At 42.9% G+C, this 21829-nt stretch carries 22 protein-coding genes; 13 read left to right on the top strand and 9 right to left on the bottom strand.

Annotation, left to right across the window (positions count from 1 at the left end; genetic code table 11):
• Window positions 1–61: 61 nt before the first annotated feature.
• The 3 genes from AYW76_RS11060 to AYW76_RS11050 are packed head-to-tail and all read right to left on the bottom strand — an operon-like array spanning window position 62 to window position 2050.
• On the bottom strand, window positions 62–391 hold the full coding sequence (locus AYW76_RS11060) for an AzlD domain-containing protein (RefSeq protein WP_082866200.1): 330 nt from the start codon (window positions 389–391) through the stop codon (window positions 62–64).
• Window positions 384–1106 (bottom strand): AzlC family ABC transporter permease, encoded by a 723-nt coding sequence (locus AYW76_RS11055; RefSeq protein ID WP_067219852.1) that lies wholly within the window; start codon window positions 1104–1106, stop codon window positions 384–386. Before AYW76_RS11055 ends, AYW76_RS11060 begins: the two co-directional genes overlap by 8 nt.
• Window positions 1103–2050 (bottom strand): bifunctional helix-turn-helix transcriptional regulator/GNAT family N-acetyltransferase, encoded by a 948-nt coding sequence (locus tag AYW76_RS11050; RefSeq protein WP_067219847.1) that lies wholly within the window; start codon window positions 2048–2050, stop codon window positions 1103–1105. The genes AYW76_RS11055 and AYW76_RS11050 overlap by 4 nt, the downstream gene beginning before the upstream one ends.
• 176 nt (window positions 2051–2226) lie before the next feature.
• Here AYW76_RS11050 and queC point away from each other — a divergent pair, with 176 nt between their 5' ends.
• From queC to AYW76_RS11030, 4 genes are all read left to right on the top strand, one after another.
• Complete coding sequence (queC, locus tag AYW76_RS11045) at window positions 2227–2886, top strand: 7-cyano-7-deazaguanine synthase QueC (protein WP_067219842.1); 660 nt, start codon at window positions 2227–2229, stop codon at window positions 2884–2886.
• Window positions 2887–2977: 91 nt separating this feature from the next.
• Entirely contained in the window at window positions 2978–3628 is a 651-nt protein-coding gene (queE, locus tag AYW76_RS11040) for a 7-carboxy-7-deazaguanine synthase (protein ID WP_067219839.1), read from the top strand.
• A 34-nt stretch (window positions 3629–3662) separates the two neighbouring features.
• Window positions 3663–4160, top strand: a complete 498-nt coding sequence (locus AYW76_RS11035) for a peptidylprolyl isomerase (RefSeq protein ID WP_067038026.1) — start codon at window positions 3663–3665, stop codon at window positions 4158–4160.
• 4 nt (window positions 4161–4164) lie between these two features.
• Window positions 4165–4944, top strand: a complete 780-nt coding sequence (locus AYW76_RS11030) for a UDP-2,3-diacylglucosamine diphosphatase (RefSeq protein ID WP_067219835.1) — start codon at window positions 4165–4167, stop codon at window positions 4942–4944.
• A gap of 53 nt (window positions 4945–4997) precedes the next feature.
• Here AYW76_RS11030 and AYW76_RS11025 read toward each other — a convergent pair whose 3' ends face one another.
• Together AYW76_RS11025 and miaE are read right to left on the bottom strand one after the other, a co-directional pair.
• Window positions 4998–5309 (bottom strand): hypothetical protein, encoded by a 312-nt coding sequence (locus AYW76_RS11025; protein WP_067038023.1) that lies wholly within the window; start codon window positions 5307–5309, stop codon window positions 4998–5000.
• Between the two features lie 120 nt (window positions 5310–5429).
• On the bottom strand, window positions 5430–6041 hold the full coding sequence (gene miaE, locus AYW76_RS11020; RefSeq protein WP_067219831.1) for a tRNA-(ms[2]io[6]A)-hydroxylase: 612 nt from the start codon (window positions 6039–6041) through the stop codon (window positions 5430–5432).
• 95 nt (window positions 6042–6136) lie between these two features.
• On the opposite strand from miaE, the gene AYW76_RS11015 reads away from it, so the two are divergent.
• Both AYW76_RS11015 and acnB read left to right on the top strand, forming a co-directional pair.
• Complete coding sequence (locus tag AYW76_RS11015) at window positions 6137–7855, top strand: SUMF1/EgtB/PvdO family nonheme iron enzyme (RefSeq protein WP_067219827.1); 1719 nt, start codon at window positions 6137–6139, stop codon at window positions 7853–7855.
• A 227-nt stretch (window positions 7856–8082) separates the two neighbouring features.
• Window positions 8083–10683, top strand: coding sequence for a bifunctional aconitate hydratase 2/2-methylisocitrate dehydratase (gene acnB, locus AYW76_RS11010; RefSeq protein ID WP_067219823.1), 2601 nt, complete (start codon window positions 8083–8085; stop codon window positions 10681–10683).
• 214 nt (window positions 10684–10897) lie between these two features.
• Here acnB and hpf read toward each other — a convergent pair whose 3' ends face one another.
• Window positions 10898–11293: a ribosome hibernation-promoting factor, HPF/YfiA family gene (hpf, locus tag AYW76_RS11005; RefSeq protein WP_067038016.1), complete on the bottom strand. Its 396-nt coding sequence runs from the start codon at window positions 11291–11293 to the stop codon at window positions 10898–10900.
• Between the two features lie 292 nt (window positions 11294–11585).
• Window positions 11586–12239, bottom strand: coding sequence for an adenosylcobinamide amidohydrolase (locus AYW76_RS11000; RefSeq protein WP_067219819.1), 654 nt, complete (start codon window positions 12237–12239; stop codon window positions 11586–11588).
• A 229-nt stretch (window positions 12240–12468) separates the two neighbouring features.
• Between AYW76_RS11000 and AYW76_RS10995 the strand changes: the two genes are divergently transcribed.
• On the top strand, window positions 12469–13326 hold the full coding sequence (locus tag AYW76_RS10995; protein WP_067219815.1) for a PA4780 family RIO1-like protein kinase: 858 nt from the start codon (window positions 12469–12471) through the stop codon (window positions 13324–13326).
• Between the two features lie 78 nt (window positions 13327–13404).
• On the opposite strand, the gene AYW76_RS10990 is transcribed toward AYW76_RS10995, so the two are convergent.
• Window positions 13405–13989: a YqaA family protein gene (locus AYW76_RS10990; RefSeq protein ID WP_067219812.1), complete on the bottom strand. Its 585-nt coding sequence runs from the start codon at window positions 13987–13989 to the stop codon at window positions 13405–13407.
• A gap of 766 nt (window positions 13990–14755) precedes the next feature.
• On the opposite strand from AYW76_RS10990, the gene AYW76_RS10985 reads away from it, so the two are divergent.
• The 5 genes from AYW76_RS10985 to AYW76_RS10965 all read left to right on the top strand — a co-directional run bounded on the left by AYW76_RS10985 (window position 14756) and on the right by AYW76_RS10965 (window position 19480).
• Entirely contained in the window at window positions 14756–15862 is a 1107-nt protein-coding gene (locus AYW76_RS10985) for a DcaP family trimeric outer membrane transporter (RefSeq protein ID WP_067219809.1), read from the top strand.
• 286 nt (window positions 15863–16148) lie between these two features.
• Window positions 16149–16388 carry an RNA recognition motif domain-containing protein gene (locus AYW76_RS10980; protein WP_067219805.1) on the top strand — a complete coding sequence of 80 codons (240 nt, stop codon included), beginning with the start codon at window positions 16149–16151 and terminating at the stop codon, window positions 16386–16388.
• 307 nt (window positions 16389–16695) lie between these two features.
• Entirely contained in the window at window positions 16696–17748 is a 1053-nt protein-coding gene (locus AYW76_RS10975) for an AI-2E family transporter (protein WP_067219802.1), read from the top strand.
• Window positions 17749–18057: 309 nt separating this feature from the next.
• Entirely contained in the window at window positions 18058–18711 is a 654-nt protein-coding gene (locus tag AYW76_RS10970) for a MarR family transcriptional regulator (protein ID WP_067219798.1), read from the top strand.
• A complete protein-coding gene (locus AYW76_RS10965; protein ID WP_067219795.1) occupies window positions 18704–19480 on the top strand; it encodes a DUF3307 domain-containing protein in 777 nt (258 codons plus the stop codon). The genes AYW76_RS10970 and AYW76_RS10965 overlap by 8 nt, the downstream gene beginning before the upstream one ends.
• A 25-nt stretch (window positions 19481–19505) precedes the next feature.
• Here AYW76_RS10965 and AYW76_RS10960 read toward each other — a convergent pair whose 3' ends face one another.
• Window positions 19506–20423, bottom strand: a complete 918-nt coding sequence (locus AYW76_RS10960; RefSeq protein ID WP_067219791.1) for a LysR family transcriptional regulator — start codon at window positions 20421–20423, stop codon at window positions 19506–19508.
• Window positions 20424–20715: 292 nt separating this feature from the next.
• On the opposite strand from AYW76_RS10960, the gene AYW76_RS10955 reads away from it, so the two are divergent.
• Window positions 20716–21807, top strand: coding sequence for an alkene reductase (locus tag AYW76_RS10955; RefSeq protein WP_067219788.1), 1092 nt, complete (start codon window positions 20716–20718; stop codon window positions 21805–21807).
• The last annotated feature ends 22 nt before the right edge of the window (window positions 21808–21829 follow it).

Genomic DNA, 21829 nt, shown 5'->3' with positions numbered 1-21829 from the left:
AAAATAATAGCGTTCAAGTATATCTGATTTTATTCAAAGATGGGTACGCCCAAACGTAATTCTAATTGCCTGTTACCATTTTCATCAGAAAAAATACGACCACGCCGATAGAAATGGTTAACAGCTGTCGCTTGAATACTAACCCCGTTATCAGTGCAGCCAATGCTCCGACAAACCAAGGGTTCAGCAGAGAGACTGCCAATCCGTTATCGTTGGTTAACGCCATGGGTGCAATAATGGCCGTTAATACCGAGACTGGGACGAATTTTAGCGCTTTATCAAGCCACTCAGGCATTTCAGCACGATTAGCGCCCACGAACAGCGTTACACGAATGCCATAAGTCACTAGAAACATCCCTACAACAATTAACAGTAATTCAACATTAGACACGAGCAGGCTCCTTTGCTTTCTTGTTTGATGCCTTTGTATCCAGTAGGTAGCCTGTGGCAACGGCTAATAACGTTGCTACGATTAATCCCATCTGATTCGGCATGTCACGGAAGACCACCGAACACACCACGGCAACAGCAAACGCCCCCCAGTAAGGAGTTGATTTTAAATAAGGGGTTACAATGCCGATAAAGGTGGCCACCATCGCAAACTCTAAGCCCCACTCACTTAGCCCAGGAATAAATTCTCCTGCGAGCACACCCATTATTGTGGTGATATTCCACATCAAATAGAAACTTAAAAATGATCCAATATAGACCTGATGACCATTGCTTTTATCTGCTGATCCCATGTCGTACATAGGCCTAACCGCGGCATAGGTTTCATCGATCAAACCAAAGCCCATTAAAAGTCTAAGTTTGAGCGGCAAATGCCTCACATAGCGTAATAAATCGGCTGCATAGAGAATATGACGCAAGTTAACAACAAAAGTCGTCAGTATAATGACCCAAAGTGGCGCGTCTGCTGCAATCAGGCCCAGTGCCACAAATTGAGCTGAGCCAGCAAACACTATGCTCGACATGGCTACCGCAAACCAAATGCTTAAGTCATTGGCGGCCGCCAGAGAGCCAAAAAGTAGACCAAATGGAATGCCACCAATAATCATAGGGATTGACGCTAAAGCACCACGCTGTGCATTTTGAAATGAATTCACACCTTGCCTCCAAGTTTTTTAGTCATGCGAAGGTTGGCTCTTGGTACGCTGAATACGGCACAGGATTCATCAATAGTAAAACCTAGTTTTTGATATAAATTTAACGCCGGTACCAAGGATGTGTGGGATTCTAAATGGACATATTGCCCACCCATTTCAACGACTTTAGTCAGCGCATCTTTAAGCATGCGCTCACCTATACCAAGACGGGAAAAACGTTCATCTACTGCCAGCTTACCGATTTCAAAACCATTGTCTGATGGCATAAGGTAATAGCTCGCAATGGGTTTTCCATCGACGAAAGCTAATCGCACAACTCCGCCCTGCTCAATGATCTCACTGTAAGGGTCATTAAGAATACGATGATCGCGTTCATAAATGTCGTTTGGGAAAAAACGTTGTAGCCAAGCTTCATTCAGTTGCTTAAACACTAGGCAGTCCGTCTTTGAGCTCAGTGATTGAATGTCAACTTTTTCGGGGTGCAGCCTAAGAATGACCCGAATGGCATAAGGGCCATTCAACAACTGTGATTCAAGCCCTGACAGTTGTGTTAAAAACGATCCCGTTTGCGCATCTAAGTAATATTCGAGCTCTTTACCTATTGCTTCAAGTACCGGTTCAACTTTCACCATTTCTTGGCAACAGAATTCTGATAAACAAATAACAGATCTTCTTTGGTCGTGTTGATCTGGAATTTTCACTAACAGGGTTTCTTTTAGCATTTTACTGACTTGTTTGCTGACAGCTGGATGAGACAGCCCCAAACCTTCCGCTATTTGCATAACAGACAAAGCGCCTTGCTGCTGTAACAGACGTAAAATGGGAAAGTACGTTGATGAAATCATCAACGATTCCGCTAGATATACAGACTGCACTTCACTGTACAAGAAATCGCTCAATCGCTTTAGACGGCTGCCTAAAGACAAAACACCAAACTGCTCCATAAACTTTACTCAAAAACTATGCATTAAATAATATAGGTAACTGGTTACCTATATTATATGCGTAACCAGTTACCGACAAGCCATTGTGACTCATTCACTTTAATTTTTTAACAAAGGCTAGTTACTCAAACGTGATTTGCTATAATCCGCGCCCTTGGAAATAAAGGGGTCAACTCATGTCAAACAAAGCCGTTGTGGTCTATTCAGGAGGAATGGACTCTTACACCGTACTTCATACAGCACTGGCTGCGGGCAAAGATGTGTATGCACTGTCATTTAACTATGGTCAGCGCCATAGCAAAGAACTGGATGTTGCGGCAAAGGTTTGTCAAAAATTCAACATTCCACACAAAGTCGTCGACATTTCTGCTATCAACAGTCTTATGGCCGGTTCTTCTCTAACGGATGACATTGAGATACCAGAAGGTCATTACGCTGAAGACAGCATGAAGAATACCGTCGTTCCGAACCGGAATATGGTGCTTTTATCAATGGCCATTGCTTACGCTGTGTCCCTTGAAGCGCCTGAAGTTTATTACGGTGCGCATGCAGGCGATCATCATATTTACCCAGACTGTCGACCTGAATTTGTTCATGCCATGAATGCAGTATCGCAAATTGCTAATTATGAACCCGTTGAAATTGTTACACCGTTCTTAAACAGCTCCAAAGGTGAAATCTTGGCAGCTGGTTTGGCTATGGACCTAAATTACGGTGATACTTGGACCTGTTATAACGGTCGTGAAAAAGCCTGTGGCAAATGTGGCGCTTGTAATGAGCGTATGGAAGCATTTAACGAACAAGGTGTGACGGACCCTCTGTCATACGAAGTATAGTATTAACCAGCATTAGCTTTTGCCAAGCAATTTGCTAGTGATCGTTATCACTGTCAGCCCCGACTGTTTTCGGGTGATTGAAGGATGAACCATGTATTCAATTAAAGAAGCGTTCTATTCCCTGCAGGGAGAAGGCGCGCATGCGGGTCGACCTGCAATTTTTTGTCGTTTCACAGGATGTAACTTGTGGACCGGGAAAGAAAAACACCGCGCCACGTCTCAATGTCAGTTTTGTGATACAGACTTTGTTGGCACAGATGGTCAAAATGGCGGCAAATTTCATGACGCCGATACTCTGATCGCACACCTTGATACACTTTGGCCAGAGAATACACAGCATAAATATTTAATTTTCACTGGGGGTGAGCCTGCACTCCAGCTGGATGATGAGCTAATTCAAGCCGCGAAAGCATCTAATTACACTCTTGCGATTGAAACCAACGGGACGTTACCGCTCCCCGTAGGCATTGACTGGATATGTGTCAGCCCTAAAACAGCTGAGCCATTGGTCGTAAATGGAGGCAGTGAATTAAAACTTATTTTTCCTCAACAGCATTTGCCACCAAATTTGTTTACAGATCTTGAATTTGAGCACTTCTATCTCCAACCCATGGATCAAAGTGCACTTCCAGCCGGTCAAGCTCGCATTGATGACGCTCAGGCCCAGACAATTCGCTATTGTTTACAGAATCCACAGTGGCGTCTAAGTTTACAAACACATAAAATGCTTGGCATTGATTAATTTATTACACCTAACCTACTAAAGGAAAAGTTACATGATCGTTTTTCATACGAATTTTGGCGACATCACAATCGAACTTAACTACGAAAAAGCACCAAAGACCTCTAAAAACTTTGAAGAATATGTAACATCAGGTTTTTACGACGGTGTTATTTTTCACCGCGTGATCAACGGTTTCATGGTTCAAGGTGGTGGTTTTGAGCCAGGTATGAAACAGAAAGAAACGCGTGCGCCAATCGAAAACGAAGCGGACAATGGCCTAGAAAATGTTGTGGGCTCTCTAGCAATGGCGCGTACGATGGATCCGCATTCAGCTTCTGCGCAGTTCTTCATCAACGTTTCTGATAACAGCTTCTTAAACCACCGCGCTAAAACACCAGATGGTTGGGGTTACGCGGTATTCGCTAAGGTGACGGCTGGTATGGATGTTGTGAACAAAATTAAAGAAGTTCAAACAACGATCAAAGCAGGTCATCAAGATGTTCCAGCGGAAGACGTTATCATTGAGTCTGCAGAACTGATCAAAGAATAAGTTCATGATTCGATACTTCATCTCAGATCTTCATTTGAGTGACAAACGCCTGGATTTAATCCAGGCGTTTGTGTATCTGACGGATCAACTTTGCCAATGCGAAGAGCCGTCTTCAGAATTGTATATTCTCGGAGACTTGTTTGAAGCCTACATAGGCGATGACTACCAGCCTGACTGGATCAAGATTCTAGATGCTCAATTTGCCAAGCTAGCAAGCGCAAATATAGCGACCTATTTCATTGCCGGAAATCGTGACTTCTTGGTAGGTGATGCGTGGTTTGAGCGTAATAGCGTTACAGCGTTGGCCGAACAGCACATCATTCATCAAAACGGGCAGGCCATTATGCTGACTCATGGCGATGAATATTGTGTAGACGATCATGCTTATCAAGAGTTTCGCACTATGGTTCGACAACCCATATGGCAGAAACAAGTCTTAGCCATGCCGTTAGAACAACGACTCGCCTTAGCACAAAAGCTGCGTGACGACTCAAAGAGTATGTCTGCAGACAAGCAAGACGCTATTATGGATGTTAACGCTCTCGCAGTTGAAGAAAGTGTGGTAGGACACGTATCGCTTTTGATTCACGGTCACACCCACCGCCCTGCGCTGCATAAAGCGAATACGTACAGTCGTCTCGTGCTTGGTGACTGGGATAAGCATGTTTGGTTAGCCATCATGGATGACCGAGGCATTGAGCATCTTAATGTGCTGGTTGAGCATTATTTGTCAGATCAACCATGCTTTAAGGAATGGCAGAAAATCCATTCATTAACAGGATAATACGGCCTCAATGGTTTATGTAGGACATAAAAAGAGCAGTAACACTGCTCTTTTTATAAATGTAGTAACTCTCTTACCCAGTCCGTTTCAGATCGGTTTTTTGATCGTTTGTACTCTAGGTTACGATCATGGAGGACGGCAATAGCACGGAAAAATGCATTATTGACCGTTACCGGGCTCAACTCTACACCATAGGTAGACCACCAGTGCTGCTGAGCTTTACTGGTTAATACCTGGTATAAGTAATCAAGCTCTACAGTACCTTGATAGACCTGTTCAAGATCAATACCCGGATCGCTTTTAGCAATCTGTAGAGTTAGCCAATAAGTAACATCTGGCAGTAAATCATTCATTTGTGTGCCCATCTTACGCCCTCCTCTTGTGAGAGTAGTTACTTCGAGATTAGCACATCAAAACGGTTTGTGAAGGGAAAACTGTACAAACGTTTGATCTAATTACGTAAACGTTTGTATCCAGTTTTTGATTTAAGCCGCTTTTGGTGGTCCACTGTGTACACGGAACTCGTCATCTGGCTCGATAATGAGCTGGTGCTCAATTTCTCTAAAGAACGCAATACGATCATCAATAGGATGCCCAGCGTATTCTTCTGCTAAAGACAGATAATCTTCAAAATGACGCGCTTCAGATTTCAGTAGAGATTTATAAAACTTACCAATTTCTTCATCGAGGTGGGGGATTAAAACTGCAAATCGTTCGCATGACCGTGCTTCTACAAACGCGCCTATGATTAAAGTATCAATGAGTTTTGCCGGTTCGTGAGTTCGGATATGCTTACGAAGCCCATCCGCGTAACGAGAGGCTTGCAAATGACAGTACTCTACACAACGATTACGCATGATGTTCAGTACTTGCTCAAAATGCAGTAACTCCTCACGGGCAAGCTGTGACATTTTATGCAGCAGATTTTCCCGATCAACGTAACGATACATAAGGCTCATCGCGGTTGAAGCAGCCTTCTTTTCACAGTGAGCATGATCAATTAATAGTAAAGTTTCGTTTTCCAATGCCCATTGAACCCATTCTTTTGGGGATTCACATGGTAAAAACTCTACCAGTTCGGGATAATCAGTTAACATCAAAGCTACCTTTTCTCTGAAAAAAAACGGATTATACTCTGATTAGGCCTTTTAATCAGCAGAAGCAAAACATTGATTTGGATATCAATTCGCTAATGAATCAATATTATGACGTATCAAAACTTAGCATTGGACAACAAGTTGGCGTAGAGGTTGACCCTTACGTTCTTAACTATCCATTAAGTGACGACAAAAGTGTTTGGGTTGCCGATCAAGGCGGTCAGTCATTTGTGTTGCGCTTTTATCGTTCGGAACGTGGTGATGTAAACCAGTTTCTTTCCATCGCCCGCCGTCACGCAAAACTTAAACATCCGGCTATCACGCGTAGCTATCCACCATTTTATTCCAATTTATGGGTGTTTTCTATTTACAACCTATGTGGAGGCGAACGTCTTTTTAGCTATTTAGGCAAATATCCAGATGGTGCATCACTCAATATCGTATTAAGTATTTTTGATCCCATTGCCAAAGCACTAGACCAAGTGCATCAGCATGGCTATATCCATGGTCATCTAGATCTCAGCAGCGTTCATGTTGTAAACGGTGCTGGCATATTAACAGGGTTTGGCACCCACAGTTGGCTAGACAAAATTACTGATCAAGACATGGATGGCCGCTTTATCCCGCCTGAATACACTAAGCGCAATCCAAACATTAGTGTTTCATCCGATCATTATATGTTTATGCGATTATTAATCGCTTCTCTTGTGGGTGAATCTTGGCTGGATAACGGTAAGCTTAATAACTTGCCTGATCATGTCGAAACGCTTGACCAAGCAACGTGGAAAAAAATTAAAGGTTGGGCGCGACCTGCTGAACGCTATCGTCCTAAATCACTTGTCGAAGTGATGCGCTTGCTTCGAGCAAACTTATTTGTAAACAGCTCTAAGGCCAATTCAGATGCTCCACCGCCGCCACGAAATAAGAAACCAGTTGCATTGTATGCTGGTGCTGGACTTGGCTTAGTCGCCGTTACCGCAATCGCGGCAACACTGTTATGGCCGACACCACCCCCTGCTAACACTACGACAGAAAATACTCCCACAGTGACGGCAGAAAGTCGTTTTGACGGGCTCCCTCAAGTATTGGAGGAAGACTTAAACGATGGTGGCAAAGCTCCTAAAGTTGAAAAAATCGCACCAGCAACCTTCCAGATGGGTGACATAAATGGCGCTGGCGATGAAAATGAGTCGCCAGTTCATGAGGTCAACATTCCTAAAGGATTCTACTTCAGTAAAAATGAAGTCACCTTTGCACAATATGATCGCTTTGTTGCCGCTACAGGACGCCCTGCCCCCCCAGACAACGGCTGGGGACGTGGTAATCGTCCGGTGATAAATGTTAGTTGGTATGACGCAAAGGCGTATGCCAATTGGCTATCGGAACAGACTGGCTCTGAGTATCGATTGCCAACGGAAATTGAGTGGGAATATTCCGCACGTGCAGGATCTCCGACAGCTTATTGGTATGGTAATGAGGTTCAACCTGGCTACAGCGTGTGTGATAGTTGTGGCAGCCAATGGGATGGCATTTCAACCGCACCTGTAGGCTCTCAAGCCAGTAACCCGTTGGGGATTTTCGATATGCACGGTAACGTTGCTGAATGGGTGGAAGATTGTTACCACGAAAACTACGCTGGCGCTCCGAGCACGAATCAGGTGTGGTTGTCTGATCAATGCGATGGGCGAGTATTACGAGGTGGTTCTTGGTTTGATGTGCCCACAGTAGGCCGAAGCGCGACACGTTATCGTGCAGAGCCAACCTTACGCGCAAGCAATTGGGGCTTCCGAATCGTACGACTAATATCACCGTAGCTATTAAAGAAGCGGCGACAGAATAAGTAAGGTAAATATTACCTATTCTAAATATGTATGGTGATATCCCACTCATGATGCTGATTTTTATATAGAATGTGCGGACAGATTAATTTGCCAGTGCTGAGCTTTGCTCGAGTTAACTCTTAATAGATTAACTCGAATCCGCAGAGTCAACGCTTAACAACATTAGTGATTACACTGATGTCCAGATAAGGGGATCTATTGTGTTAGAAGCATACCGTAAACACGTCGAAGAACGTGCCTCTCAAGGTATTCCAGCGACGCCGCTCGATGCAGATCAAACAGCATCACTTGTTGAGCTTCTTAAAAACCCGCCAGCAGGTGAAGAAGCGTTTGTACTTGACCTACTGAAAAACCGTATTCCTGCCGGCGTTGACGAAGCTGCTTACGTTAAAGCAGGCTTCCTAGCAGCCATCACTAAAGGTGAAGCGTCTTCGCCACTTATCGATAAAAAGTTAGCAACTGAACTACTTGGTAGTATGCTTGGTGGCTACAACATTCAGCCGTTGATCGATTGCCTAGACGACGCTGAAATTGCGCCGATTGCTGTAAGCGCTCTTTCTCACACACTTTTAATCTTTGATGCATTCCACGATGTTGACGAGAAATCAAAAGCAGGTAACGAGTTTGCTAAGCAAATCATTCAGTCATGGGCAGATGGCGAGTGGTTTACTAAGAAACCCAAACTTGCGGATAAAATCACTGTTACGGTATTCAAAGTTCCAGGTGAAACCAACACAGATGACCTATCTCCTGCACCTGATGCATGGTCGCGTCCTGATATTCCTCTACACGCAAATGCGATGCTTAAAATGGCTCGCGATGGCATCACACCAGATGAAGACGGTGAAATCGGCCCTATCACTAAAATCAACGAACTAAAAGAGAAAGGCTTCCCTCTTGCTTACGTTGGTGATGTTGTGGGGACAGGTTCAAGCCGTAAGTCTGCAACGAACTCTGTACTATGGCACATGGGAGATGATATTCCTTTCATCCCTAATAAACGTGCTGGTGGTGTCTGTATTGGTAGTAAAATTGCTCCGATCTTCTTCAACACCATGGAAGATGCGGGTGCCTTACCGATCGAAATGGATGTAGACGGTATGGAAATGGGCGATATCATCGACATTTTCCCATACGAAGGCGTTGTGAAAAAACACGGCACTGATGACGTTATCACGACTTTTGAGCTTAAGACTCAAGTGTTACTAGACGAAGTACGTGCTGGTGGCCGTATTCCTCTAATCATCGGTCGTGGTCTAACTAACAAAGCACGTGAATCTCTAGGTTTGTCAGGTTCTGAGTTGTTTTTAAAACCTGGCGAAGTAGCAAGTTCTGATAAAGGTTTCACACTGGCTCAGAAAATGGTGGGTAAAGCATGTGGTGTTGCAGGCGTTCGTCCTAACTCCTACTGCGAACCTAAGATGACAACTGTTGGTTCACAAGATACAACAGGGCCAATGACGCGTGACGAATTGAAAGACCTTGCTTGTCTTGGTTTCAGTTCAGATCTTGTTATGCAGTCTTTCTGTCACACAGCGGCTTACCCTAAACCTGTTGACGTAAAAACTCACCACACGCTTCCAGACTTCATCATGAACCGTGGTGGTGTTTCTCTACGCCCAGGTGACGGTATCATCCACTCTTGGTTGAACCGCATGTTGCTTCCTGACACAGTCGGTACAGGTGGTGACTCACATACTCGTTTCCCTCTAGGTATTTCTTTCCCAGCGGGTTCTGGTCTAGTAGCATTTGCTGCAGCAACAGGTGTAATGCCTCTTGATATGCCTGAATCTGTTTTGGTTCGCTTTAAAGGTAAAATGCAACCAGGCATCACACTACGTGATCTTGTTCATGCGATTCCTTACCAAGCTATCCAAGAAGGTCACCTAACGGTTGAGAAAAAAGGTAAGAAGAACATCTTCTCTGGCCGTATCCTTGAGATCGAAGGTCTTGAACATTTAACAGCAGAACAAGCATTTGAACTTTCTGATGCCTCTGCAGAGCGTTCAGCAGCGGGTTGTACCATCAACCTATCTGAAGAGTCAGTTGCTGAATACCTACGTTCTAACATCGTTATGCTTCGTTGGATGATGTCTGAAGGCTATGGTGACCCACGTACGCTTGAGCGTCGTGCTAACGCGATGGAACAATGGCTAGCCAACCCAAGCTTGATGCGTGCGGATGAAGACGCTGAATACGCGCAAATTATTGAAATTGATCTTGATAACCTTAAAGAGCCTGTTCTTTGTGCGCCAAATGATCCTGATGATGCTCGCCTATTGTCGGACGTACAAGGTGAGAAAATCGACGAAGTATTCATCGGTTCTTGTATGACAAACATTGGCCACTTCCGTGCAGCAGGTAAACTGCTTGAATCAGCGGGTAAAGTGGTACCAACACGTCTTTGGGTATCGCCACCGACTAAGATGGACCAACAGCAATTAACCGCTGAAGGTTACTACAGCATCTTCGGTAAAGCTGGCGCACGCATGGAAATGCCTGGTTGTTCTCTATGTATGGGTAACCAAGCACGTGTGGCGGATAAATCAACGGTTGTTTCGACGTCAACGCGTAACTTCCCTAACCGTCTAGGTAATGGTGCGAATGTATTCCTAGCCTCTGCTGAGCTAGCGGCAGTAGCTTCCCTAATGGGTAAATTGCCAACGCCTGCTGAGTACCTAGAATACGCGAACAAGATCAACAGCATGTCTGCCGAAGTATACAGCTACTTAAACTTCGATAAGATGAGCGAGTACGTTAAGAAAGCATCAACCGTTATTGCAACTGACGCTTCTGCGTAAGCTTAATAGCGATCGCTAACGCTTGATTAAAAAGAAGCCGATGTTGAATCAACATCGGCTTTTTATTGTTTGCCTGTAACTGGTCTGCCCTTATGGTCTATCTACTCCATCAGACAGAGATAAAAAAACCCGCCGGGGCGGGTTTCTCTAATCAGACAGAGATAAAAAAACCCGCCGGGGCGGGTTTCTCTATCTAGATTAGGTCGAACGTTTTTTAAACGACGTCGCGACGTTCTAATTCATTGAATTCTTCTTGCTCTTCACGTTCTTCGTTTGTTTCGACATCACGTGCATCTGGATGATGTTTACGACCTTCGTGTTTCGCTTTATGTTTTAGAAGCTGCTTTTCAAGCTTTTCAACTAGAGCGTCAACAGCAGCACTCAATTGTTTGTCTGTTGTTACAGAAGCAAATAAATCGTGACCTGGAATATGGACGCGAGCCTCAATAATCAGCTCACTTTTGTTCTGATGACTTTCTGAATTAACAATGACTTTAATAGAGGTGATGTTGCTATTAATGTCGGCTAGCTGATCCATTCCTTCTTTGATTGTTTGTTGAACTTCTTCAGTCGTGTGAACATGGTGACCGCTGATATCTAATGTATACATAATTTATATTCCTTCTACCTATCCCATTCGGTTAGGGACGTTTAGCGTTTCATTGCCACTACTAATAACGTAAGGCCGTTAGAGATGTTTTTCAACTCCCTTTATGTAAAAAGGGAAAGAAATATTGATAAAAATTAAGACACCCTCAATACAAAGAAACTTTTATAAGACAATTACTTAAATACAGCGCTTACGAATTCGATCAAGTATTAATCAAAAACACTCATTAAAGGCGCTAATTTATGATTTCATCTGATCATTAATTGAACTCCTGTCTCAGCCGAACATATTTTTATTGGGCCATGCATTTTTCTATGCTAATAGAACAGGCACTCAAAACCACTTTGCCGATTAATTCACCAATCAGAGTATGCTTACCACAATAATTAAGCGCCTCACCCTGTTTTTCACAAAACACAGCATGACTATCGGTCCCTGTGCCGCTGGCTGGCAAACCTGAAATTGGACTAACAATTCCCGCATCACGAATGGCTGTTACTTTACTCTCAGTCACCATCATTAATGCTTCCACTAACGCTGCATCGCTCAAAACATGATTGATGTATAAACTAATATTGATGGTACCTGCCCTTGGCTGTTCACTTGAACGGTCTCCAACTCGGCGAACGTTACTCAATCCAGCCGTTACCCAGCACTCAACCCTTAGTTCCGCCCTACTTTCCTCACAGTACCCTAGTGAATCCATTGAAGCCGCTGTCATCATGGCCGTAGTCGGCTGAGGTAGAGTCAATTCCATTGCCTTACTACGTAATGTCTCTTTTGGGGCAGGCCAAGGGGGAGGAGCATATTGATCTACTTTCAAATTTAAGAAAGACTTCGCACAACTCAATCCACCATTTAGAACAGAAGAGCTTAGAACCTTACACTCACAAGGCAATATTAAGGCAATATAGTGTGCATCTTGGATTAACTGAACTTGAGACATAAACCTTTATTTCACTTTCAACAGCCAACATATTAGGCTTTTTTGTTATTGATCTACTTATAATTGATGGTTAAATGAATTTTTAAGCGGTGCGCTATTGTATAAAGCGTTCAAGCGTCCGATACTCGCTATTTGAAACATTGTCCATTCAGATTACAAGGTATCAAGTCATTTCAATTTATAACTACACTCGCGCTATGAGTCGTCAAACCCTATCAAAAGGAACCCAATGAAAATTCCTAAACGAATTCAACCTCTTGTTGAAGATGGGTTGATTGACGATGTGATCAGCCAATTAATGAGTGGCAAAGAAGCAACTGTTTATGTGGTGCGCTGTGGATCCGACATTCGTTGTGCCAAAGTGTATAAAGATGCCGGCAAACGCAGCTTCAAACAAGCCGTTCAATACCGCGAAGGTCGCAAGGTACGAAACAGTCGACGCGCTCGTGCCATGGAGAAAGGCTCTAAGTTTGGTCGTGATGAGCAGGAAACGCTTTGGCATAATGCTGAAGTCGATGCGTTATACAAACTAGCCCAAGCTGGCGTGCGTGTACCAACGCCCTATGGCTGCTTTGATGGCGTCTTACTCATGGAACTAGTGACAGATGACAGCGGTGAAGTCGCTCCTCGTCTTAATGATGTGGTACTCACGCCTGAGCAAGCGCGTGCAGACCATGCACAAATTATTAATGACGTAGTACGCATGCTATGCGCTGGCTTAGTTCACGGCGATTTATCAGAGTTTAATGTTTTAGTAGACTCCCATGGACCAGTCATTATTGATTTACCACAAGCCGTTGATGCGGTTGCTAACAACCACGCAGAATGGATGTTAGAACGTGATGTGAACAATATGCGTGACTATTACGGCACCTTCGCTCCCGAACTGTTAGAGACAAAATACGCGAAAGAAATTTGGTCGATCTACGAAGCTGGCAAGTTAACCACCGAAACGGTGTTAACAGGTCATTTCGATGAGCCGGAAGAAGAAGCGGATGTAGATTCTGTTCTCATCGAGATTGAAGCTGCTTTTGAAGAAGAGCAAGACCGCTTAGACCGAATCGCTAACGCGAATGACGATGATTAAATCTGACGGTGCTGATTAGTATCTAATAGCCAATTCATAAAGATACAAAGGCATGTGGCAAATCACCCCATGCCTTTTTTAAATCAAAGTAGATAGCCACCAAAGCAATGCTACGATTGCTGTTATGATGACAATAGCTTTCGTTTTATAGGTCCTTATAAGCTCTTCTGCTTTGTTACCGGCTAAAAATACCACTAGCGCCAACCCGAAATAACGCAGCGAACGTGCGATCGCAGTCGCAACCAGAAAATACATCAAAGAAAACTTCGTCGCGCCTGCCGCTAACATAGCAATTTGAAAAGGAATGGGGACGATTCCAAGCGTTAGAACAAACCAGAAGCCCTGATCTTCCATCCTGCTGGATATTTGTTCAAATTGATCCTGATTTGAAAACGTTTCAATGATCCAGTCTCCTACCAAGTCAAACAAGTAGTACCCCAATGCATAGCCAGCTATAGCACCGACGATACACCCAATGGTCGCCATTAAGGCAATCAGCCAAAGCTTTTCCCGTCGCGCCTGCATAAGTGGAATCATCACGGCCTCGAGAGGAATGGGGACAATGGTGGACTCAAAAAAAGACGCCAGAGTGATGCCTTTTAGCATGTGCTTTGAATTTACGATGCTTTCAGTGTGCTGCTTGAGCGTATCAATAAGACTCATATTTATCCCTAATTTTGAAAATGCACCTAACCTAGGTGATCAATCCATCCAATTTAAACGGTCTCCCCATACTATGTAGTCATGAAAGGCTCATAAAGAGCTCGGAGAGCACTTGTGTAATGTTTACAGAATGCTGCTTCATTTCGTGAAGTATTTAGCGAACGGATCTAGGTAGTGTTTCTTAAGACTTGAAAACCAAACAGGCTTACAACCCCTTCTTACGCTGACCGGCAAAAAGGTGTTATTGATCAATTAGTTGATCAGGTCACCTTGATTTTCATGTTGCAATACATTGAGTTGAAAATAATTTTTGTCGCTCATGCTCAATAGTTGTCGTTTTGTGACTAACGATTATTAATAGATAAAAAAAGTATAAATATTTTTTGCACATAATTTATTAATTTAATTGATTAGTTGTTGGTCGTTATTAGTGTTTATGCTGTCGTTTTATTGAAACCTAATATATGAATTTATTAATGAATCACGCTAAAAATACTCAGTCATGTAAACCATAAGTTACTGATAAATATATATATATTTTATATTTATTGATGTATCTATACTATGTCAGTTAATGAGTTCTGACCGTTCGAATCAACATTCATTTTTAATTAAAAAATCAGATTCAAATAAGCTTTGTTTATAAATTGCTATTGGCGTGCACAATTTAAGCATGATATGTTTTATTACGAATTTGTTAATTTCTGCCCCAAACATTTGGGCAATAACAAATTAACTCGGAATAAATAATAAATAGGAACGATTTATGATCAAATCCAAAGTATGTTTAGCGCTAGGTGTAAGTGTTTTAGGTCTTTCTCAAGCCGCTCACGCATTTGATATCAATGCTGGTGATGTGACAGCTAATGTATACGGCTACGCTCAACTAAACGCTGTTTATGACGTTAACGAAGACATCGGCTCTACAACTCAAGCTGGCCAATTCAGCGGATTAACAGATGCTAATAATGTAGCTGAAGGTCACTTTGACGCTGATGCACAGCAATCTCGTATTGGTATCTCTGCTCAACACAAAGACGGCGCTAAAGTCGTTGTTGAGGGTGATTTCCGTGGTGGCACTTTCCGTCTACGCCATGCTTACGGTTCTTACGAAAAATGGACTGTTGGTAAAACTTGGTCTAACTACAACAGCTGGACTGGCTGGACTCCGACTCTAGATTTCGATTCAACTGCGGGTAGCCCAGGTGTACAGGATCGTGTTGAACAAGTACGTTACACTGATGGCGGCATGTCGTTCTCTTTAGAGAAAGACTACTATCCAAACCTAGGTAATGGCGCTACAACTAAGTCTAGCATGCCTACATTCACTGCACGTTATGAAGGCTCTGCAAGTGATAATGTAAATTTTGTCGTAGCAGGTTTAGGCCGCATGCTGGCATCTGATGATGGCACTACTGATGAGTCTGCTGTAGGTGTAGGTGCATTTACTGGCGTTAACGTCAACATGGGTGCAGTGACACTTCATGCTGCAATTAACTATTCTGATGGCGCAAACGCGTACCTATACCGCTCAGGTGGAAACTTCGGTGGAACCGATGCTTACCTTCATAACGGCGACCTAGAAACAGTTTCTGCTTATGGCGGCACAATTGGTTTATCCACTAAAGTGGGTGATGGTGACCTGAATATTGTTTACGGTAAAGTGAAAATGGACCTAGACGATATGAATAACGACCTAGGTAACGTTGGTGGTAATAACGAATCTAATTCTAACGCTTTCGTTAACTACATGTGGTACCCAGTTGACAACGTTATGATGGGCGTTGAGGTTGGTTACTTCAAGAGCGATTACTACAATGGCGGCGATGCAGATGCTACTCGTGTAATGTACTCTGCTCAGTACAGCTTCTAATAGAAAGTTTTTCGACTTTTAAATACCTTCCCCTAAAAGGTAATGGACAATAGTCCCTTCACACCGAGACTGTCACAACCGGCACTCTCGGTGTTTTTTTAGTTCCGCATTTGCTTTGCACCAGCGTAATACTCAAAAATAGCTCAATTCACCACAGCCTCGCCCCTACTCTTTGCCATTCACGCATTTTCTATCGCCGCTAAGTAATGATGGATTTTATTCTTTACTTGGTTTGGTCATACAGAACTGAGATAATAGACACTAATTACAATAGGCAAACATCTCTATGAAACTTTTAGTCCGCAACCTTGCGCGCACCACAACTGAAGAACAAATTCGCACTCTTTTCACTGCTCATGGCACTGTTGAAGAATGCACCTTGGTATTAGACCAAGAAACAGGTTTGTCCAAAGGCTTTGCCTTTGTTGAAATGCCAGATCAAAAAGAAGCGGATACAGCACTAAAAAATCTGCACCATGCCAACATTGATGACAGTAAAATCCGAGTGAAATACTCGCAAAACTAGTACTTTTTGGACCAGAGTCTCAGATTCTGGTTCTATCTCCTTCCTGATGTCACCCCAACCTCTGTAAAAATTCATACCACAGTTGAAATCAATGCTTTAAGCAGTGTTGCCTTAACGGATCATAAATATCAAGCATATACTATGTAACAACTTATACATTAGTCTAAGCAGGCATGAATCTGATATTGTCGCGATACGACTTACTTTTCGTCACTTCTCGCTGTGCTTTGGTTGTTGTAGCGAAGTGTCACGGTTTATTTAATTTTTCTCCTTGTCGAGATGTCTACACAAACAAAGGATGTAATAGATGGGATCTGAATATAGCCAATATTTGCGGCGCTTGTTGGCTACCGTAGGTATTATTACCGTAGCGTTGAGCCTATTTTTATTACTCTGGCATTTAGCTTATGTGCTTGTATTGATTTTTGGCGGCGTTTTGTTTGGTGTGTTTTTGACTGGCCTTGCTAGTCCGCTTCAAGCAATTTTACCACTACCTAGATGGGGCTCAGTATTACTCGTAACCGCCTTATTTTTTGGTCTCACACTGCTTGCTGTTTTAACGGCTGGCCCTGCTATTGCTGACCAAATGGTACAATTAAGTGAGCAACTAAGCGGTGGTCTTAATCAGATACAGGGGTATCTAAAAAATCAAGCATGGGGAGAGCCCCTTATAAGTTGGGCTCGAGAACAGTGGGAGCAAGCCCCATTGTCTCCAGGAAAGTTAATGGGCAAAGTGACCGGCGCTTTTTCAACGATATTTGGTGCCTTTGCTGATTTGTTCGTTATGTTTTTTATTGGTTTTTACTTAGCCCTGCATCCAAAGCCTTACATTCAGGGGTTCTTGTATTTGTTTCCGCGTGACAAACGCGAGCGACTGAACGAGGTTAATCTCTCAGTTTACCATGCATTAAAATGGTGGTTAATAGGGCGAGCAACATCAATGGCTGCTGTCGGGGTGTTAACAGCGCTAGGTCTCTGGTTACTCGATATGCAATTAGTGATGGCTCTCGCCTTGTTAGCAGGCCTACTGTCATTTGTGCCTTTTATTGGTCCTATTGCAGCAGCTATTCCAGCTGTTTTGGTTGGCTTCATTGATAGCCCAACCCAAGCTTTATATGTTGTTATTGTTTATTTTTCAGTACAACTACTGGAAAGTAATGTTCTAACGCCTTATGTTCAAACGAAAGCCGTGTCACTTCCGCCAGCGGTTATGTTGAGTGGCCAAATGTTAATGGGGGCTATTTTCGGCTTACAGGGTTTAGCCTTATCTACCCCATTGCTAGTATCAATGATTGTCCTCGTACAAATGCTTTATATATGCGATGTACTAGGCGAAAAGGTTCGTCCTTTAGGCCAATAATCCGCTAAACAATATCGCCTATTATATGCCGAGTCTTGGGGCCAAGCCCCTTACTCTTCAATTGGCAGGAAGCGCGTGATAGATAACATGATAATGGCCTAACAACCTGATTCAGCTGCGTCGCAACTACAGTTACTCACGAGATTCAGTGGCTTAGTGCGATCACAGTCGACATCACCATGACATTTTTAGTTCGATATAAATTAAGCCTAAATAGGCTAACTGTTAAAAATTAGCCATAAAAAGGAAAATTTGAATTTTTAGCTATAATTGGCTAAATTTGAATAAATACCCTCTAGGAGCACTGATGTGCAGCACACCGACAGTTCAATAGCCGTTATAACGGGTGATTTGATTAACTCAACTAAATTGACCACCCATCAGTTTGAGGAAGTGTTAGGCAGGATTAAAACTGTGCAAGCTTGGGTGACCGCTAAAAATGCGAGCAATGCTCACAGTATTGACAGAGGTGATGAATTTCAAACCGTGATCCAGCAAGACATAGAGAATGTTTTACGTTATGCGATCGTTTATCGTGTTGCTATAAAATCGCTAGGCAAACCATTCGATAGTCGTATTAGTCTTGCCATCGCCGCCCATGCAGATATACGTAGCTCAGTTTCGGAATCAATGGGGACTGCATTTATACTCTCTGGTCGAGCTTTAAAAGCACTTAAAAATGATCGCATTATTTTTACGTCTGATAGCCTTTCGCTCACCGAGCACTTTGAACTGCTTCTTAAATATCTAGATAAACAGTTATCTGAGCTGACCTCGCGCCAATGTGAAGTCCTCCTGACGATGCTGCAAAGTGATGATGATTTGACTGTCAGTGAGCTTGCCACCAAACTTGATATTGCAACCGCTACCGCCAGTAAATCCCTTAAAGCTTCTGGCTGGAAGCTGATCGATGAACTGATCATAAAGTTTAAAAACCACGTGCTGGAATACAAAAATGCCTGATTTCATCGGTCTAATTGCGTCGTTCTTATTGATTCATGTGATTTTCGACTTTTACTTGCAGCCCAAAAGCTGGGTTATAGCAAAACGAACGCATAAACACAGATCTTGGGCTCTGTATATCCACTCCCTGCTACATGGCACAGGGTTGATCTTTCCAGCGTTGATATTCGGAATTGATTGGACTCTTATCCTCTATGCGATAGCGCTGGTTACCACCACACATTTCGCGATTGACCTCTGGAAAGTCGTCATGCCAAAAGGTGACTCTTTTTCGTATTTTTTGATTGACCAAGTCTTACATATCCTCGTTCTTGTTAGCATAGCTTTTTTTCTCAGCGATGGTGTCTCAGTAGCGGCCCTAGTTCAAAGCAAAAACCTTGATAATGTCATGCTGGTATCGTTCGCATATTTGTTGATCTTAAAACCAACATCGATTGTGATAGGTAGTATCTTGAAGAAATACCCCTTATCAAGCCAAGGCAGCACACAAGCCAATGGTCTCATCGCCGGAGGTGAACTAATCGGTTATTTAGAGCGAACACTCATTTTGACGTTTACATTAACCGGAAGCTATACCGCCGTAGGCTTTGTTATTGCCGCAAAATCCATCTTTCGTTTTGGCGAGCTAAATAAATCCGATGATCGCAGCATGACTGAATACGTATTGATTGGGTCGCTACTGTCGGTTGTAATCACCACGATAGTGGGCACACTCACTACTTTGTTATGCCTCAACTCATTTTCAAGTTTGAGTTTTTATAAGCCATAAAAATTTGAACCAAGCACACAAGACACTAAGTATTTTCAGAAAAATGAGCGATCAAAAAATCAACAAACAAGCGAAGTCTTTTAGGTTGATGCTGACGACTTGGATAAATAACATTTAAGTCAGCCCCAGCAGATGAAGTTGACGAATTAAAGTTCTTTGTATAAGCGTTGAGTACAGTAACCAATCTCTGTGTTTTTATATCTTCTTGCACATCAATATATGATTTCATAGCGATACCTATGCCATCTAGTGCCCACTGCCTAATAATTTCACCATCATCTGAAAAACGCTTCGGTATCACAGTAATCGCTTTACGATGCTCGGCATCTTGAAAATACCATGTTTTTAGCTCTTCGTTACTACGTACCATTACTAAGCAGTCATGGTTTACTAAGTCTTGTGGAATTATCGGAGTACCTCTTTTTCTTAGATACTTTGGAGATGCACATAAAACCCGTTGACTAGAGACAAGCTTACGAGAAACGAGGTTGCTGTCTGCTAATTCACCGTAACGAATGACTAAATCTAGACCAGATTCCATCACGTTAGATAGGTTGTCGTTCAAATATAGGTAAGGGATCACATCAGGATACAATTCACAAAATTCTGAAATAATAGGTGAAATGTACTGTTTTCCAATGTCTCTAGGGGCACAGATTTTCAAAGTTCCCCGAACCTCAATTATTCCTGTATGGAGTATATTTTCCGTTTCCTTAACCCTGTCAATAATGTCTATACAGGATTGATGGTACATAGCACCTGCGTCTGTCAGAGAAATATGTCGGGTACTACGGTTAAGCAATTTAACCCCATAGCGGCTTTCTAAAGCTTGCATTCTTGCCGTTACAGTTGCGGGGGATAAGCCTAGCTCTCTGCCGGCTGCAGCCAGGCCCTGATTTTTAACGATACTGACAAACAATGTCATATCAGAAAACTTGTCCATACCCTCTCCTCAAATATCATTATTCGGATTACCTGAATAATAAATTCAAATATTACTCAATTATAAATATCAAATTCAATACTTATAATCTCCTTATCGAAGTGATGACAGGAGAATGACGTCATCTCAGCAGGCAACAAAGTGGGCCAATGCGACACAATATATGGGGTATTAATAGTAAGTGCTAACAGAACGCATTTCGATTAGTACTCAATTGTACTGCATCACTGGCGTGTAGAGTTAGATCTAATCTGTTAGCAATAAACACTATTACGTAAATAAGAAGGTAACCATGAACACTCTATTCGAGCCGACACACATTAAAAAGTTGGCACTACAGAACCGTATAGTGATGGCACCAATGACTCGTGCACGAACTAGTCAGCCAGGTAATATTCCAAATCAAATGATGGCAACGTATTACAAACAACGTGCCACGGCAGGCTTAATTATCTCTGAAGCAACGCAAATCTCTGATGACTCACAAGGTTATTCATTCACACCGGGGGTATATACTAATGAGCAGGTCACTGGCTGGAAAGCTGTTACTAAGGCAGTAAAGCAGCAAGGTGCCGCAATGTTCTGTCAACTATGGCATGTTGGTCGTGTTTCTCACCCTGTTTTTCAAAATGGTGAGCAACCCATTGCACCTTCAGCATGTAAGCCTGTTGAAACAAAAGTATGGATAGCCGACGAGCAAGGTAATGGCAACATGGTAGATTGCGTGGAACCACGAGCTATGACGCAATCAGATATTAACCGTGTCGTGAGTGATTTTGCTAATGCAGCAAAATGCGCAATTGAGGGGGGCTTTGATGGTGTGGAGATTCATGGTGGCAATGGTTATCTGATTGACCAGTTCTTACGCACCAACTCTAATCATAGAAATGACAACTATGGTGGCATACGAGAAAACCGTATTCGTTTTTTACTAGAAATAGTTGATGCCGTTAGTGAAGTCATTGGAGCTGATAAGATCGGTGTTCGTCTGGCCCCTTTTATCACGTTTAAGGATATGAACTGCCCAGATATTGTGCCGACGATCTTGGAGGCATCAAAACAGCTTCAATCACGTGATATTGCTTATCTACATTTGTCGGAAGCCGACTGGGATGACGCTCCAATTATCCCTGAGAGCTTTCGTATTGAGCTTCGTGAGCTCTTTACCAATACTATTATTGTTGCCGGCAGCTACAACCAAGAACTAGCAAAAAAAATACTTCAGAAAGGCTATGCAGACTTAGTCGCGTTCGGAAGACCTTTTGTCTCTAATCCAGACTTGGTAAAACGTTTTAAGCATGAGCAACCACTAGCAGAACTGGATAGTTCAACGTTATTTGGTGGTGATGAAAATGGTTATACCGATTATCCAGAATACCGATAATACATTTTTAGGGTACGAGTTT

Source organism: Marinomonas gallaica, from assembly GCF_001639745.1.
In the GTDB taxonomy this organism is placed as follows: domain Bacteria; phylum Pseudomonadota; class Gammaproteobacteria; order Pseudomonadales; family Marinomonadaceae; genus Marinomonas; species Marinomonas gallaica.
Note: the sequence above shows the minus strand (reverse complement) of the source record. Positions and strands in the feature narration are given on the sequence as shown.